The 1768-nt window shown below is 58.9% G+C and carries 2 protein-coding genes; one reads left to right on the top strand and one right to left on the bottom strand.

The genetic code is table 11. From position 1 onward, the window contains the following. The first annotated feature begins 257 nt into the window (after positions 1–257). A complete protein-coding gene (locus FEF15_RS19125) occupies positions 258–449 on the top strand; it encodes an antitoxin Xre/MbcA/ParS toxin-binding domain-containing protein (protein WP_163561060.1) in 192 nt (63 codons plus the stop codon). A gap of 763 nt (positions 450–1212) precedes the next feature. Here FEF15_RS19125 and FEF15_RS19120 read toward each other — a convergent pair. Next, positions 1213–1768, bottom strand: a 556-nt coding sequence (locus FEF15_RS19120; RefSeq protein ID WP_163561058.1) for an aldo/keto reductase, incomplete at its 5' end; no start/stop codon positions are given.

Here is a 1768-nt window from a genome sequence, read left to right as displayed (position 1 = left end):
GAACGCCGCCGATGCCGTACCGGTTCCTGAAGATGGCTGACTCTTATGCGTAATCAGGTAGCCTTTTGGCTGCCGAAGTGCTGGAAGACAAGGAAGCTGCTGTCGCCTGGCTATCGCGCCCGAATGAAGCGCTAGGCGGACAAGTCCCGGTTCTGCTCTGTGAAACCGAAGCAGGTGCGGAACAGGTACAGCGCGCTCTATATGCGCTGGAGTGGGGCGGCCCAGTGTGATGTGATGCTACGCAATGGAGAGAATTCATGGACGTCATCGATTGCGAGGTGCTTCGCGCTGCTGAGCAGATCAGCGGTGACAGGAATAAGGCCTTGGCATGGTATCGCCAGCCGCTGCCTGTCTTCGATTACCAGACGCCACGGCAACTGGTCGAGGCGGGCCGCAAGGCTGACCTTCTCCGCTACCTCCGGTCGATTAAGGCTGGTCCTGCTGGCTGAGGAGGGCGCCATGAGCAAAAGTTCTGAACGACCCTATTATCCTCGAGGTGAACGTTACCGGCTTACCCGAAGCCCCACTGGTTTGAGTCGAGCTGCCTTGATCGATCATCTTCAATCATCCCGATAACCGCCTGACAGACTGCAACACCCCGCCTGTTTCGCCAGTGGCGATCATTGCCAATCTTTCATGCCCATCGCTCTCTATTGATCTTGCGCCGAGGTGACCAAGGAACCGGTCGTGGGTCCGCCCACCCTGTAATAGTGTTGCACTTCGAACTTGAGGGCGCCAAATGTCAGGACATGAAACATGTGCAGAGAAATGTCAACTTACCTTTGTGTGAGCATGAAGTTGAGCACTGAAGCGTGTGCAGAGAAATGTCTGCACACGGACGCGTGAGCGTGGATATGAGCACAGAAGATGTCTGCTCTTTCTCGGTGGCACGTTTGGTTGTATCAGGTCAAGCGGGCTCCGCAGCCTGGCCTTGTTGATCGAAATACATCACTTCTCGTCCGGCTGATGACCACTAGCAACCGGTCGATTGATTAACCAAGAATGCTAATGGGCGTTCGCTCACGCTTGGTCGGCCGGCTGTTGAAACAGCGCGGCACAGAGGGCTCCAGCGAAAGCAGCAGGCGACTCAGGCAGCCTACCATGGCCGGCGCTTGCACAACCTAGCAGACCCGCATGCCCCATACGGATGATCTTCTTTCCGCCTTTACGACGGAGAGGAGATCTGTCGTGCGATTAAGGTTGGCACGGAAGCTAGCCGAACTCCTCGGTATCGATTTCCGCCTGCTGCGCTTCGCCGTATCGATTACCCACCACCTGGTCCGGCGTCATCATGACGTCCAGCCGGGAGAGGGTCGCGGCAGCCAGGCGCAGTGGTTCTGCCGCCAGGTTCTCGCGCATGTGCGCGACGGAGCGAGTACCCGGAATCGGAAGGATGTCATCCCCCTTGGCTCTGAGCCAGGCCAGCGCCAACTGACTGGGCGTCACGTCCAGTTCCTGGGCCACGGCGGTGAAATCCGCCAACAGGGAAAGGTTCTTGGGATAGTTCTGGGCACTGAAACGCGGCATGCTTCGACGCATGTCGTTCTCTTCGAGGCTTTCGGGATCAGAGACGGCCCCCGCCAGGAAGCCCCTGCCGAGGGGGCTGAAGGCCACCAAGGCCGTGTTCGCCTCGCGGCACGCCTCGATCAGGGCGATTTCCGGATTCCGTGTCCACAGCGAGTATTCAGACTGCACCGCCGCAATGGGGTGTTCGGTCCGGGCACGGCGCAGGGTGGTCGCGGACACCTCAGACAACCCAACAGCCCGT

Origin of the sequence: Halomonas sp. NO4 (assembly GCF_010994375.1) — a bacterium.
Taxonomy (GTDB): domain Bacteria; phylum Pseudomonadota; class Gammaproteobacteria; order Pseudomonadales; family Halomonadaceae; genus Halomonas.
This window is presented reverse-complemented; position numbering and strand designations above follow the sequence as displayed.

Coding starts and splice junctions, on each gene's coding strand:
- FEF15_RS19125 (WP_163561060.1), top strand. CDS start 258: ATGGACGTCATCGATTGCGAGGTGCTTCGCGCTGCTGAGCAGATCAGC.